Genomic DNA, 12386 nt, shown 5'->3' on the forward strand with positions numbered 1-12386 from the left:
AAGGTTTGCTTCATGAACGGTATCTGAACGATGCGGTGCAAGAAGCATGCAACGATTCGATGTGGCGACGCGGTGACACCATGAATCGCTTCGCCTGGCTGCTCGACCGCCTCGCCTATGAGCCGCGCCGCAACGCCAAGCTCGCGCTGATCGCCGATTATCTGCGCACCACGCCCGACCCCGATCGCGGCTATGCGCTGGCGGCGATGACGGGCGGGCTCGTCTTCCGCAACGCCAAGGCCGGGCTGATCCGCGCGCTGATCGCCGAGCGCACCGATCCGGTGCTGTTCGCGCTGTCCTATGACTATGTCGGCGATCTCTCGGAGACGGTCGCGCTGATGTGGCCGGCCCGGCATGGCGCTAACGCGGTGCCGCATCTGCCGGAGGTCGTCGAGAGCCTGCGCGAGGCCGGCAAGACCGACCTGCCGCGCCTCGTCGCCTCCTGGCTCGACGCGCTCGATGAGACCGGCCGCTGGGCGCTCCTGAAGCTCATCACCGGCGCCTTGCGGATCGGCGTCTCGGCTCGCCTCGCCAAGACGGCGGCGGCGAGCCTCGGCGGCGTGCCGGCCGACGAGGTCGAGCAGGTCTGGCACGGGCTGGAGCCGCCCTATGCCGAGCTCTTCGCCTGGCTGGAGGGCAGGGGCCCGCGGCCGGAAGCGCGCGATCCCGCACCGTTTCGCCCGGTCATGCTCTCGCATCCGATCGAGGACGGCGATTTCGACAAGCTCGATCCGGCCGAATTCTCAGCCGAGTGGAAATGGGACGGTATCCGCGTCCAGGCCGCCAGCGGCCGGCGCGGTGACGGAAGCCGCGTGACCCGGCTCTATTCCCGCACCGGAGAGGATATCGCCAACGCCTTTCCCGATCTCGTCGAGGAGTTGACGCAGGATGGCGCGCTCGACGGCGAGTTGCTGGTGATGCGCGAGAGCGCGGTCCAGAGCTTCAACACCTTGCAGCAGCGGCTCAACCGCAAGACCGTCACAGTGAAGATGCTGGGCGAATTCCCTGCCCATATCCGCGTCTACGATCTGCTGGTCGATGGCGAGGAGGATATCCGCCACCTGCCCTTCGAGGAGCGGCGCGAGCGCCTCGAAGCCTTCCTGTCGCGGCTTGCCAGCCCGCGCTTCGATCTCTCGCCGCTGATCCCCTTCGGGTCATGGCAGGAATTGACGGCGGCCCGCGCCGATCCGGCCGGGGCCGGGGCGGGCGCCGATGCGGAAGCCGTCGAGGGCTGCATGATCAAGCGGCGCGACTCGCCTTATCTGCCGGGCCGGCCCAAGGGCTACTGGTGGAAATGGAAGCGCGATGCCCGGCTGGTCGACTGCGTGCTGATGTACGCCCAGCGCGGCCACGGCAAGCGCTCCTCCTTCTATTCCGACTACACCTTCGGCGTCTGGCGGGTGGGCGAGGAGGGCGGTCTCGAGCTGGTGCCGGTCGGCAAGGCCTATTTCGGCTTCACCGACGAGGAGCTGCTCGAGATCGACAAATATGTCCGCAAGAACACGCTGAACCGCTTCGGCCCGGTGCGGGAGGTGGTGCATAAGGCTGAAAGCGGCCTCGTCTTCGAGGTTGCTTTCGAGGGCTTGCAGCGCTCGACGCGGCACAAATCCGGGCTCGCCATGCGCTTTCCCCGCATCAACCGCATCCGCTGGGACAAGCCGCCTGGTGAGGCCGACCATATCGAGGTGCTGGAAGCGCTATTGCCGACCAATGGCTGACGGCGGATGGGTTGCGCCCATGCGCTGGCAATGCTTGTGATCCGCCTCGCGCCTGAGGCAAAATAAAAGAGTCGCAACCACAGGGTCGCAATAAGGACAATACGGAGTGGCGCGATGAGCAAGCAGCCTTCGACACGGATCGTCATCGCGGACGACCACCCGCTCTTTCGCGGGGCGCTGCGACAGGCCGTCTCGCACGCCATTGCGGGCGCGGAGGTCAGCGAGGTCGGCTCGCTCGAAGCCCTGACCGAGGCGCTGGCGAGCGGCGGTGATGCCGATCTCGTCCTGCTCGATCTGACCATGCCGGGCGTCCAGGGCTTCTCCGGCCTGCTCTTCCTGAGGGCCGACCATCCCGAGATCCCGGTCATCGTCGTCTCGGCCAATGACGACCCGGCGGTGATCCGCCGCTGCATCGAGTTCGGGGCGCTCGGCTTCCTCCCCAAGACGGCCGATGTCGCCCAGATGGGCGAGGCGATCCGCGCCGTGCTCGACGGAGGCGTCTGGACCCCGCCCGGCGTCGATCTCGCAGCCCCCGTCGATGCCGAGGTGGCCGACATGGTCCGCCGCCTCTCGACGCTGACGCCGCAGCAGGTGCGCGTGCTGATGATGCTGTCGGAAGGTTTGCTCAACAAGCAGATCGCCTATGAGCTCGGCGTCTCCGAGGCGACGGTGAAGGCGCATGTCTCGGCGATCCTGACCAAGCTCGACGTCGACAGCCGCACGCAGGCCGTCATCGCCGCCTCGAAGATCGCCGGCACCGCCTGGGCGACCACCGGAGCCGGCGCCTCCGCCTGAGGCTGCCGGGCCCCCTCGGGGGGGGCCGCCCGGACGCAGCGCGGCTGTGCAAACGGCGTTCAGGCGCCGTTCAAGCGCGGCGGGTTTCAGGTTAAGACAGTGGACAGCGCCCCGCAGATGCGGGGGCGCGTAGCAGGATGCCAGGGCTTTCATGGAACGGTTCATCGGCGGCTCGCCGCTCAGCGTCCTCGTCAGGCTGATCTTCATCTCGCTGCTCGTCGGCGCCGCCATGGCCTTTCTCGGCCTCTCGCCGCGCGGGCTCTTCGAGGCGGCCTCCCGCTTCATCCGCTCGATCACGGGGCTCGGCTTCGGCGCCATCCGCGAGGTCGGCGACTGGCTCATCGCCGGCGCGCTGGTCGTCGTGCCGCTCTGGCTGCTGATGCGGCTTTTCGCGGCGCGGAAGTAGCTGCGGCTAAAGCCCCTCGCCACGCGCGATCGCGGCGGCGTCGCGGCCGATCAGGGCGGTGAGGCGCGGCAGCCCCGCCCGGCGCGCCTGCGCGGCCAGCCCCGTCTTGATCTCCTTGACCAGCCCCGGCCCCTTGAACACCAGCGCCGAATAAAGCTGCACCAGGGTCGCGCCGGCCCGGATCTTGGCAAAGGCGGCCTCGGCCGAATCGATGCCGCCGACCCCGATCAAGGGAAACTGCCCCTCGACGCGCAGGAAGGTCTCGGCCAGGATCCTGGTCGAGGCGGCGAAGAGCGGCTTGCCGGAAAGCCCGCCGGTCTCGGCTTTCGCCGCGTTGCGCAGGCTCTGCGGCCGCGCGACGGTGGTGTTCGAGACGATCATGCCGTCGATGCCGCGCTTGCGCGCGACCGCGACCATGCCGTCGAGCTCGGGCAGCGTCAGGTCCGGCGCGATCTTGAGCAGGACCGGCGTGCGCTTGCCCCCGGCCGCGGCCTCGTCGCGGGCTGCGAGCGTACGCGCCACCAGATCGTCCAGCGCGCTCTCGGCCTGCAGGTTGCGCAGGCCCGGCGTGTTGGGCGAGGAGACGTTGATGGTGAGGAAATCGGCGAGCGGCGCGAGACGCCGCGCCAAAATCGCGTAATCCGCCTCCCGGTTGGCCGAATCCTTGTTGGCGCCGAGATTGATTCCGACGATGCCGCCGCGTCCCTGCCTGGCCGCGAGACGCCGCGCCATGGCCTCGACGCCCTCGCTGTTGAAGCCGTAGCGATTGATCACGGCCTCGTCCTCGACGAGCCGGAAGACGCGCGGGCGCGGGTTGCCGGGCTGCGGCAGCGGCGTCACGCCCCCTGCCTCGACGAAGCCGAAGCCCAGCCCCAGCGCGCCGTCGATCGCCTCGGCATGCTTGTCGAAGCCGGCCGCAAGCCCGACCGGATTCGGGAAGGAGAGGCCGAAGGCTTCCATCGCCAGCACGGGGTCGTCGGGAGCCGGCTTCAGCGCCGGCGCCGCCGCCAGCGCCGCGACCGTCAGCCGGTGTGCCGCCTCCGCGTCCATCCGGTGAATCAGGGGGCGGGCGAGATGGAAGAGGCTTGAGAGCATGCCGGGGTCTTTAGAGCATCCTACGCGCTGTTGGATATGGATTTTTCGCCGCAGCCGCGAGGCGGTGATGGGCTCAGATATCAGCCGGAAGCGCGTGGCTGCCGTCGCTCTTCGACGGCAGGGGCATCACCCAGCGCACGGCCTTGGGATCGAGCGGCCCATAGAGGTGCGGAAACAGCGCGCCGCCGCGCGACGGCTCGTAGCGCAACGCGGTCCCGAGCCGCGAATCCTCGACCGCGATCAGGAGCAGTCCGTCCTGCCCGGCGAAATGCTTCGCGGCGGTCTCGGCGAGTTGCGTGCCGGTCGAGAGATGGATGTAGCCATCGGCGAGATCGACGGGCGCACCCTCGAACCGGCCTTTTTCCTCGGCTTCGCGCCAGAGGGCGGCCGGGCATATCTTGTAGATCAGCGGCATCGTTGAGTCTCGCGCGAGAACGGTCATGGACGGTATGGCCAGTGGCAGGAGCTTTCCGCAAGCCATGCCGTGAATGTGGCGAGAATCGGATTGAAATCTTATGAGATAGGGGATATTTCCTATTGCCTATCCCCGCCGAACGGCAAGAGCCATGCGAGGCCCTGAGCGATGCTGTCACATGACCAGATCTGGGGGGCGATCGACACGCTCGCCCAGCGCTATGGCTTCACCGCCTCGGGGCTGGCTCGCAAGGCCGGGCTCGACGCCACGACCTTCAACCGCTCGAAGCGCCTCGGGCCCGATGGCCGCGAGCGCTGGCCCTCGACCGAATCGATCGCCAAGATCCTGGCCGCGACCGGCGCCTCGCTAGACGAGTTCATGAGCGTGGTGCTCAAGCGCGCGCCCGCGCCGGCACGCACCATCCCGCTGATCGGCTTCGCCCAGGCCGGCTCGGGCGGCTTCTTCGACGATGGCGGCTTTCCGGCCGGCACGGGCTGGGAGGAGGTCGCCTTCCCCGGCGTGACCGACGAGAAGGCCTATGCGCTGGAGATCTCGGGCGATTCGATGCTGCCGCTCTATCGCGATGGCGACACCATCATCGTCTCGCCGACCGCGACGGTCCGGCGCGGCGACCGGGTCGTGGTCAAGACGGTGGAAGGCGAGGTGCTGGCCAAGCAGCTCAAGCGCCAGACCGCCAAGACCGTCGAGCTCGCCTCGCTCAATCCGGAGCATTCCGACAGGGTGCTGAACCTCGCCGAGATCGCCTTCATGGCCCGCGTGATCTGGGCGAGCCAGTAGCGGCGGGACATCGCGCGCCGCGATTCAGTGCCCGTTGCGGCGCAGCGGCAATGAGACCCGAAAGACGGCTCCGACCGGTGAGGGTTCGAGTTCGATGGTGCCACCATGGAGCCGGACGAGCTCGGCCGCGACGGCGAGGCCGAGGCCGGTGCCGCCGGGCGTGACCGAACCGCGGAAAGCCTGGAACAGATTGGCCTGCGCTCGCAGCGGCACGCCCGGGCCATTGTCGATGACGCGCAGCGTGGCCGAGCCGTTCGCCGGCATCCCGCTCACGGTCAGCATCGGCTGGTTGTCGCCCTCAGTGCCCGCCTGGGTCAGGGCCTGGATGGCGTTGCGCATGAGATTGGTCAGCACGCGCGCCATCTGGTCGGGGTCGCAGGGTGCGACGAGCTCGGCCGGAACCTGATTGTCGAAGCGCAAGTGCCTGTTGTCGGAGAGCCCCAGCAATTCGGCCTGCTCGGCGACGAGCTGGCGCAGCGCTACCTGCCTGATCGCGGGCGTCGCCTCGGCCGCGCGGCCATAGGCGAGGGTGGCCTGGCAGAATTCGATGGCGCGTCCCAGCGTCGCGATCAGCCGGGGCGCGAAGCGCCTGATCTTGGCGTCGCGCGTCTCGACGAGCTGGTCCGACATGAGCTGCGCCGCGGCGAGCATGTTGCGCAGATCGTGGTTGATCTTGCTGACGGCGAGCCCAAGCTCGGCGAGATGCTTCTTGGTGCGCAGCTCGTCTGCGAGCGTCCCCTGCATGCGGGCGAGCGCGCGCTCGGCCTCGCCGATCTCGTCGGCCCTGAGCGAGGGCTCGATGATCCGCTGCGGGTTTTCCGGATCGGCCTCGAACTCCATCACATTGGCGGCGAGCTGCCGGATCGGCCCGACGATCAGCGCGTTGAGCGCGATATAGACGGCAAGCGCGGTGAGCCCGGTCAGCAGCAGCGAGATCAGCAGCAGGCTCCAGGAGAATTTCAGCATCGCCCGCCGCAGCGGCGCCTCGTCGATGACGATCTCGACGAAATCCGCCCCGCCGACGGCCTCGCCGACGACGCGGATCGGCATGGTGGCGGGCGCGACCAGCACCGAGATCGCCTCGCGGATCGAGGTCCACCAGTCGAGATTGCGCAGGTCCACGGAGCGCGAGACCTCGGGCGGAGGCATCGAATCCAGGCTGAGCAGCCGGCGGGCGCCGGCGACGCGGGCCGCGATGGAGCGTGCGCCGACACCCATGAGCAGCCGGTTCTCGCTGCCTTCCGGCAACCCGTCCTCAGGCGCGCCCTCCAGCACCAGCGCCGCGACCTGCGCCGCGGCGATCCGGTCGTTCAGCCAGTTGCGCCGGAAATTCGCGATGGAGGGGACGTAGATCAGCACCTCCGCCAGCATCACGAACAGCACGGTGACGAGCAGGAGCTTGGCCGAAAGACCGAGCCGGGTCAGGCCGCGCGGTACGCTGATCGACAGGTTGTGTCTGGGCAGGCCGGGTGGATGCATCGACCCAATCTTAGCCGAAACGGCGCAGAAAGCCGATGAGCCTGCGCAGGCGCGGGCTCGTCGTGGCGGAGGCGAGGAAGCTGAGCGCCGCACGCCGCGACGCATCGGAGGCCGCCAGCTCCGGAAGGGCGATCCCGGCCATGGCCTTGACGTCGAGCCCGGCGTTCAGCGCGACGCACCAGGGCGCGATCAGCTCGCCTGCGCCATCGCCGACGATGGTGACGGCGCGCAGCCGCCCTCTCCGGTCGGTCACGAGCTTGACATAGCCCTCGGTCCGTCCGGCCGCGGCCGCCGCCGGCACTTCGGCGAAGGGCCAGCGCAGGAAGCGCAGCGTGCCCGGCCGGGCATCCTTGACGGCGCGCCAGTCGCCGACGGAGGCGATCTCCGGCCGGCTCCAGGCGATGCGGGGATTGCCGGTCGGATCGAGCGAGCCCTTTTGACGGAACAGGACGCTGCGCAGCACGATGCCGACATGGTCGTTGCCCGCAAGCTCGCGGGAGCCGGCCGCGGCGCCGCCGGCGCAGCTCCCCAGCGCATGGACCCGGCGATTGGCCGTCCGCAGGCTGCGGTCGACCGCCACGCCGTCCGCATCGCTGCGGATGCCGCCGAGATCGAGGTCGAGCGCTTCGATATCGGCCCGCCTGCGGCCGGCGACGAGGATATGCGAGGCTTCGAGCGTCGCCTCTCCCGACAACCCGGCGAGGGTCAGTTTGAGCCCGGACCGGCGGTTCTCGACCCGCACCGCCTCGCTGTCCTCGTGCAGCGTCACGCCTTCCCGCAGCAGCTTCTGCCGCAGGATCATTACCGCCTCGGCATCATGCTCCGGCAGAATCCCGGCAGGACAGATCAGCGCGACGGTGCTGCCGAGGCGACGGAAAGCCTGGGCGAGGGCGACGGCGGGGCCGCTGCCGCCCAGGACGACCAGCCGTCCCGGCAGACGCGTCAGCCCGGACAGCGCGTCTTCGCTCAGGGCGAGTGCCGGATTGAGCTCGGCCAGCCCCGGCAATGCGGGGATGTCCGGCCGCGATCCGGTCGCGATGGCGAAGCGGCGGGCCTTGATGGCGATGTCGCCGACCTGAACGCTGCCGCGGTCGATGAAGCGGGCCTCGCCCTGGATCAGATGGATGCCGAGTGCCTTGAGCCGCTCCGCCTGCTGGTTGGTGGCGGTCGTGGCCAGCGCCCGTTGCACATGGTCGTGAATCAGCGCGTCGTTGACCTCAGGCACCTCGACCGGGACGCCGAGCCGGTCGGCTTCGCGCATGTCCTGGATGCGGGTGGCGGCCTCGACCAGCGCCTTGGCGGCGAGCGACGTCGTCCGCCCGCCCGTCGCCTGACGGTCGATCAGCACGACCGGCGCGCCGAAGGCCGCTGCCGCGATCGCCAGCGCGATGCCGTTGGCGCCGGCGCCGATGACGCAAAGATCGGGTGTCAACGCGGCGGGTTTCGCCGCCTTGGCCTTGGCATCGCTCACCGGGTGATCCGCTCCGCCTGCTGTCCCCATCGCTGATGCGTTGTCGAGTGGGCGGAATCAAGGCCGATTTGGCAAAGACCGGCCTGGCGGGAGATCGTTCGGACGTCTCAGGCGACGCTGCGGTTGCCGCCGCCCTGCTTGAGGTTGGAAAGGCTCTCCGGCCTGCCGAACAGATAGCCCTGGGCGCGATGGGCGCCGAGAAGCTGCACCGCGATGCGCTGCTGTTCGGTCTCGATGCCTTCGACCACCACGTTCATCTGCAGGCGGCGCGCGAGCTGGCAGACCGCCTCGATGATGGCCTTGGGGGCTTCGCTGTTGTGCACGTCGCGCGCGAAGCTCTGGTCGATCTTGACCTGCGCGATCGGGTAGGTCGAGAGATAGGCGAGGGCGGAATAGCCCGTGCCGAAATCGTCCAGGGCGAAGCTCACGCCGAGTGCCCTGAGTTCCTCGAGCACGGAGAGCGTGAGCTTGTTGTCCTCGATCAGCAGCGATTCCGTGATCTCGAGCGTCAGCCGCCGCGAGCTGAGGCCGGAGGCGATCAGCGCCTCCTTCACCGTGTCGATGAGGCGCCGCGGCTCGCGGAATTGCAGCGGCGAGACGTTGACCGAGACGCTGATTCCGGGCTCCCAGCCGGCGGCGTCCTTGCAGGCCTGCCGGATGGCCCAGTCGCCCATGGCCGCGATCAGCCCGGACTGCTCGGCGATGGGAATGAAGACGCCGGGAGGAACCATGCCGCGAACCGGATGGCGCCAGCGCATCAGCGCCTCGCGCGACACGGCGACCTGCGTCTTCAGGTCGACGATGGGCTGGTAGAAGAGTTCGAGCGAGCCGTCGACGCTGGCCTTGCGGAGGTCGACCTCGATCTCGTGCCGCTCCATCATCTCCTCGGCCATGGCCGGGTTGAAGAACATCAGCATGTTGCGGCCGGCGGATTTCGCCTTGTAGAGCGCGGTGTCGGCGTGGCGCAGCAGGTCGGCCGACGACGCGCCGTCGACGGGCGCCATCGCGATGCCGATGCTGGCCGTGACGTAGACGGTCTTCCCGTCGACGTCGAAGGAGCGCGTCATGCTGTCGATCATGCGCTGGGCAACGGCCGTGACCACCGCATGGTCGGCGGAGGGCAGGATGAGCAGGAACTCGTCGCCGCCGAAGCGCGCCAGCATGTCGTTGCTGCGGATTGCGCTGCGCAGCCGGCTGGCGGTCTCCATCAGGACCTGGTCGCCGATATCGTGCCCCAGGCTGTCATTGACCTGCTTGAAGCCGTCGAGATCGACATAGAGCAGCGCGAAGGTCTCGCCCGTCCGCTCGAGCCGCGCGAAAGCCTCGTCGATATGCCGGTTGTATTCGAAGCGGTTTGCAAGCCCGGTCAATTCGTCGAAGCGGGCCATCTGCTCGATGCGGGCTTCCGTCCGCTTCCGCTCGGTCGCGTCCTCCGTCAGCATCAGGATGCCGCCTTCGGCGGCCGGGGCGAAGGTCACGACGAGCACGAGGCCGCCGCGGGTGACGACCTCCTGGCTGGCGGCCTGCTGCGTCGACTGCACGGTGACCAGGGCCGACCGGATGTCGCGCAATTGCTCGGAGCTGATGACCTGCCGCTCGACCAGGAAGCGCGCGATCGCCGTCAGCGGCGTGCCGGGCAGGGCAAGCGTCTCCGGCAGGCCGTAGAGCGCGCTGTGCGGGGCGTTGCTGACGGCGAGCTTGAGGCTGCGGTCGAACATCGCCAGCCCGTCGATCATGGTGTTGAGCGCCGCATCCAGCGTCAGGTTCTGCGAATGCAGCGCGGTGGCGAGCGCCTTCGACTGCTTCGTCGCGTCGCTCAGCGCGAGCAGGTTGCGATGGAGCGAGTTGGTGATCGCGATATTGGCCGCCACGTACAGGAAGGCGAAATAGCCGATATATTTGTAATAGGGATTGCTGGCCGCGATCAGGCCAATGGCCATCGGGACGCAGAAGGTCAGCAGCTGGACCGCGACGAATTTCGGCCGCCCGGCATTGCGCGAGACATAGCCCGAGGCCAATGCGATCGTCGACGACACCGAGGTGATGTGAGCGGCGGGGTCGTCGGTGTGGACGAGCGCGACGTAGCAGCTGTAGCCGAGCACGGCGCTGAAGGCCGTCGCCCCGAGGAAATAGTCGCGATCCCAGCGCCGCGTCTGGGCATAGTTGTCATGCGCATGGTTGCGGCGCCGATAGGTGATGACGGTCGAGATGCGCAGCACGACGACGAGGGCCACCAGCAACGTCAGCTGGATGAAGATGTCGGACCCGGTCGAAATCCAGCAGAGAAAGGGCGTGAGGATGCCGGCGATCCCGCCGGGAATGATGGAGGCGGGCGAGGAGAACAGGGAATTGACCAGCAGGGTATAGCCGGTCAGGTCGAAATCATCGCCCCGGTCGCGCTGTCCTGTGGCGATCAAACGCTGGAAAGCGTCTGCCATTCACTCCTGCCTTTGCCACCTCTGGCGGCTCGATGCGTGAGATTTCCGGACGTCCCACGTGATCTGAAGCTGTAGGCGAGTAGAAGTAAATGCTTCGTGAGATTCTGGTCCAATCTTCGATCAGGCGTGCGGATGACGCAACGCCATATATCCTCCCGATTGAATTGTCGGAAGTTTTACAGTCGGCGGTAGGCGTCAGGCGGTTTCCGCCTGACGCTGATAGACGCGCGCCAGCATCCGGTCCTGAGTCTGCGCGATGCGCTGCAGCTTCGAGATCGCGCTCGGGCTCAGGCGCAGCATGCAGTCGGTCCAGATCTGGCCGAGATGGGACAATTCCTCGCGCAGATCGCCGGCACGGCGGTTGAAGGCCCTGAAGAGAGCCGTCCTGGCGGCGTGGATCGGCAGGGTATCGGTGCAGTACTTGCGGATCCAGGCCTCGCCGGTCCCGGTCGGCACGACGGCCTCGAGCCCGCCGGCCTCCATGAAGGCCTCGGCGCTCATTTCCTCGCCGGACATCAGCAGCTTCTCCGCCGCGCGCGGGCCCATCCGCCGCGACAGGATCGCTACGGCCGTGATCGGGAAATGGTTGAACTTGATCTCCGGATAGACGAACGAGGCCTGTTCCTCGGCGATCATGACGTTGCATGAACGCGGCGCGTCGATGCCGCCGCCGATCGCCTTGGCATGGATCGTCGACAGCGTCACCACGAGCCCGTTCAGGCCGCCGGTGTTCCAGATCGCGCCCTCGGCCGAGAGGCGCGCATATTCCGCCAGCGCTGCGCGGTCGTTCTTCGCCAGGCAATCCAGGTAGAAGTCGAGATCGCCGCCCAGCGTGAAGAAGGGGCCGGTTCCGCGGAAGGCGAGGAAGCGCACCGGTGCACGGTGATACTGGTCGGGCGCGCCCCAGAGCGCGACGATCGCGCTCTGGATCTTCACCAGGCTGTCGAGCAACTGCAGCGTGAAGACTGGTTTCAGCTCGGGTCGGATCGTCACCCAGAGCGTTTTGATCGCCGATTCATAGGCGATTTCCACCTCTGGCAGAAATCCCGCCTTGTAACGAATGGCGTCGATCACCTCGCAGCTCTCGATGAGCGCAGAGCCGGCATGATCTCCATTCATCGTGAAGGACTCGAGCATGACGCAATCCCCGCAATATCGACATAGTCAGGGTAAACGAGCTTAACAAACTGTAAACGCATTCCGGCGGAAATGGTTAATTTCATTAATATTTCCGATTTACCTATCGTCATGGTTTCCCTCGGATGCGCGTCTGTCGCGTCCATCCGGCAAAAAACGGGCCTCGGAGCTCGGCCAAAGATCGCGCAATAAAATTGCGAGATTTGTTGATTAAGGGGCTAAAAATGGTTTCGTTGCGGCTGTCTGCGAAACCTTCGGGCGCGCCCGATTGCAGCGAGCGCGCGGCTGTCCATGCATTGTCACGGAACGGCACGGAACCGGCGCCGCCATGGCACAGCTGCGTCCCACGGCCCGCTTCGCGGCCGCGCTTGTCCGCGGCCGGCTGTCCGGCTAACCATGATGCCGCGAATTCGCCGCGTTCCCGCGTTCAAACACCGATGCCGAGTTGATGCCGTGACTCGCCAGACCGCCGACGACGAGAAGCAGGCGCGCCTTGCCGCCGCCCTTCGCGAGAACCTGAAGCGCCGCAAGGCGCAGGCTCGCGCTCGCCGTGTGGAGGAGGCGCAAGCGCATGAACCGGCGCCGCCAGCTCAGGCCGACACTCCGCGGACCTGATTTTCCCGATTTCCACGCG

11 protein-coding genes are annotated in these 12386 nt (G+C 67.6%); 5 read left to right on the forward strand and 6 right to left on the reverse strand.

What is annotated here, in order from left to right; genetic code table 11:
* Positions 1-80 precede the first annotated feature (80 nt).
* The 3 genes from GY40_RS07540 (at position 81) to GY40_RS07550 (ending at position 2919) form a co-directional block, all read left to right on the forward strand.
* Positions 81-1718, forward strand: a complete 1638-nt coding sequence (locus GY40_RS07540) for a cisplatin damage response ATP-dependent DNA ligase (protein WP_038360535.1) — start codon at positions 81-83, stop codon at positions 1716-1718.
* A gap of 114 nt (positions 1719-1832) precedes the next feature.
* Positions 1833-2513, forward strand: a complete 681-nt coding sequence (locus GY40_RS07545) for a response regulator (RefSeq protein ID WP_038360538.1) — start codon at positions 1833-1835, stop codon at positions 2511-2513.
* Positions 2514-2664: 151 nt separating this feature from the next.
* A complete protein-coding gene (locus GY40_RS07550; protein WP_038360541.1) occupies positions 2665-2919 on the forward strand; it encodes a DUF6460 domain-containing protein in 255 nt (84 codons plus the stop codon).
* Positions 2920-2925: 6 nt separating this feature from the next.
* Here GY40_RS07550 and GY40_RS07555 read toward each other — a convergent pair whose 3' ends face one another.
* Complete coding sequence (locus tag GY40_RS07555; protein WP_038360543.1) at positions 2926-4014, reverse strand: quinone-dependent dihydroorotate dehydrogenase; 1089 nt, start codon at positions 4012-4014, stop codon at positions 2926-2928.
* A gap of 73 nt (positions 4015-4087) precedes the next feature.
* Positions 4088-4429, reverse strand: a complete 342-nt coding sequence (locus GY40_RS07560; protein WP_038360546.1) for a DUF952 domain-containing protein — start codon at positions 4427-4429, stop codon at positions 4088-4090.
* 168 nt (positions 4430-4597) lie between these two features.
* On the opposite strand from GY40_RS07560, the gene GY40_RS07565 reads away from it, so the two are divergent.
* Positions 4598-5227, forward strand: coding sequence for a S24 family peptidase (locus GY40_RS07565; protein ID WP_038360547.1), 630 nt, complete (start codon positions 4598-4600; stop codon positions 5225-5227).
* 24 nt (positions 5228-5251) lie between these two features.
* Here GY40_RS07565 and GY40_RS07570 read toward each other — a convergent pair whose 3' ends face one another.
* The 4 genes from GY40_RS07570 to GY40_RS07585 form a co-directional block, all read right to left on the reverse strand.
* Positions 5252-6706, reverse strand: coding sequence for a sensor histidine kinase (locus GY40_RS07570; RefSeq protein ID WP_051987647.1), 1455 nt, complete (start codon positions 6704-6706; stop codon positions 5252-5254).
* A 10-nt stretch (positions 6707-6716) separates the two neighbouring features.
* The gene (locus GY40_RS07575; RefSeq protein WP_051987648.1) at positions 6717-8177 is read right to left on the reverse strand and encodes an FAD-dependent oxidoreductase; all 1461 of its coding nucleotides are present in this window, start codon (positions 8175-8177) and stop codon (positions 6717-6719) included.
* Positions 8178-8284: 107 nt separating this feature from the next.
* The gene (locus tag GY40_RS07580; RefSeq protein WP_051987649.1) at positions 8285-10615 is read right to left on the reverse strand and encodes a putative bifunctional diguanylate cyclase/phosphodiesterase; all 2331 of its coding nucleotides are present in this window, start codon (positions 10613-10615) and stop codon (positions 8285-8287) included.
* A 195-nt stretch (positions 10616-10810) separates the two neighbouring features.
* Positions 10811-11752 (reverse strand): enoyl-CoA hydratase-related protein, encoded by a 942-nt coding sequence (locus GY40_RS07585; RefSeq protein WP_038360551.1) that lies wholly within the window; start codon positions 11750-11752, stop codon positions 10811-10813.
* A gap of 453 nt (positions 11753-12205) precedes the next feature.
* Here GY40_RS07585 and GY40_RS27900 point away from each other — a divergent pair, with 453 nt between their 5' ends.
* Entirely contained in the window at positions 12206-12367 is a 162-nt protein-coding gene (locus tag GY40_RS27900; RefSeq protein WP_166652965.1) for a hypothetical protein, read from the forward strand.
* The last annotated feature ends 19 nt before the right edge of the window (positions 12368-12386 follow it).

Source organism: Allobosea sp. UNC402CLCol (assembly GCF_000745475.1).
Taxonomy (GTDB): domain Bacteria; phylum Pseudomonadota; class Alphaproteobacteria; order Rhizobiales; family Beijerinckiaceae; genus Allobosea; species Allobosea spartocytisi.

Excerpts from the sequence above, each read along its gene's own strand:
- GY40_RS07540 (WP_038360535.1), top strand. The coding sequence starts at position 81 with ATGAATCGCTTCGCCTGGCTGCTCGACCGCCTCGCCTATGAGCCGCGC.
- GY40_RS07545 (WP_038360538.1), top strand. The coding sequence starts at position 1,833 with ATGAGCAAGCAGCCTTCGACACGGATCGTCATCGCGGACGACCACCCG.
- GY40_RS07550 (WP_038360541.1), top strand. The coding sequence starts at position 2,665 with ATGGAACGGTTCATCGGCGGCTCGCCGCTCAGCGTCCTCGTCAGGCTG.
- GY40_RS07555 (WP_038360543.1), bottom strand. The coding sequence starts at position 4,014 with ATGCTCTCAAGCCTCTTCCATCTCGCCCGCCCCCTGATTCACCGGATG.
- GY40_RS07560 (WP_038360546.1), bottom strand. The coding sequence starts at position 4,429 with ATGCCGCTGATCTACAAGATATGCCCGGCCGCCCTCTGGCGCGAAGCC.
- GY40_RS07565 (WP_038360547.1), top strand. The coding sequence starts at position 4,598 with ATGCTGTCACATGACCAGATCTGGGGGGCGATCGACACGCTCGCCCAG.
- GY40_RS07570 (WP_051987647.1), bottom strand. The coding sequence starts at position 6,706 with ATGCATCCACCCGGCCTGCCCAGACACAACCTGTCGATCAGCGTACCG.
- GY40_RS07580 (WP_051987649.1), bottom strand. The coding sequence starts at position 10,615 with ATGGCAGACGCTTTCCAGCGTTTGATCGCCACAGGACAGCGCGACCGG.
- GY40_RS07585 (WP_038360551.1), bottom strand. The coding sequence starts at position 11,752 with ATGCTCGAGTCCTTCACGATGAATGGAGATCATGCCGGCTCTGCGCTC.